The organism is Streptomyces sp. NPDC043746 (genome assembly GCF_056436485.1).
Map to the genome: position 1 here is coordinate 1 of NZ_JBWKCM010000075.1, position 1,104 is coordinate 1,104.

General features: G+C 67.8%; 1 pseudogene. It reads left to right on the forward strand.

Features of this window, described 5'->3' with window-relative positions:
* Window positions 1-77: 77 nt before the first annotated feature.
* A pseudogene (locus AC0682_RS31505) lies at window positions 78-1,081 on the forward strand (IS5 family transposase).
* Window positions 1,082-1,104: the final 23 nt, after the last annotated feature.

Genomic DNA, 1,104 nt, shown 5'->3' on the forward strand with positions numbered 1-1,104 from the left:
CTAGGGAGCGTATCGAGTCGTGATCAATCTGCGGGATGCGGCTTCGTGGCACAGTCTGGCCCGGTAGACCGTCATGTATGACGCGAGTGCAACTGACCGATCCGGAGTGGGAGTTCATCGAGCCGTACCTGCCGATCGGCGAGTACGGCCCGTACCCGGGGCGGCTGCGGCAGCAGTTCGAGGGCGTGATCTGGCGGTTCAAGACGGGCGGGCAGTGGCGGGAGATGCCGACGGAGTTCGGTGCATGGTCGACCGTCCACAACCGCTTCCGGCAGTGGCGTGACGCCGGGGTCTTCGAGGCCCTGCTGGAGGGCCTGATCGCGGAAGCCGCGAAGCGCGGTGAGGTGGACCTGTCCCTGGTCAGCATCGACTCCACCACCGCCCGTGCCCACCACGACGCGGCCGGGATGCACCTCGACGAGGACGTCGTCACCGCTCTGGAGAAAGCCGCCGCCGAGGAGGAGAAGGCCAGGTCAAAGGGGGCGGGCTCGAAGAACAAAGAGGGCAGGAGGCCGAAAGCGATCCCGCGCGGGAAGAACGACGACGCGTCCGGCGCCGGCGGAAACTCCGGCTGAAGGCCGCCCTCCTCGGACGCTCCAGGGGCGGGCAGACCAGCAAGGTCCACCTCGCCGCCGACCGCAAGTGCCGCCCGCTGGCGTTCATCCTGACCACGGGCCAGGCGGCGGACAGCCCACAGTTCATCCCCGTCCTGAAGAAGGTGCGGGTGCGCGGGCCCGTCGGCCGCCCCCGCACCAGGCCGGACGCAGTCGCCGGAGACAAGGCTTACTCGTCTCGCGGCAACCGTGGCCACCTGCGCAAACGTCGCATCAAGGCGGTCATCCCGGAGAAGAAGGACCAGGCCGCCAACCGGAAGAAGAAGGGCAGCGGGGGCGGCCGGCCCGTCAGTCACGACACCGAGCTCTACAAGGAACGGAACACCGTCGAGCGGGCGATCAACAGGATGAAGGCATGGCGAGGCATCGCCACCCGCTACGACAAGACCCCGGGGAGCTACCTCGCCGGCCTCCACCTCCGCGCCTCCATGATCTGGATCAAGGACCTCACACGAGCAGCACCTTGATCACAACCGAATACGCTCCCTAG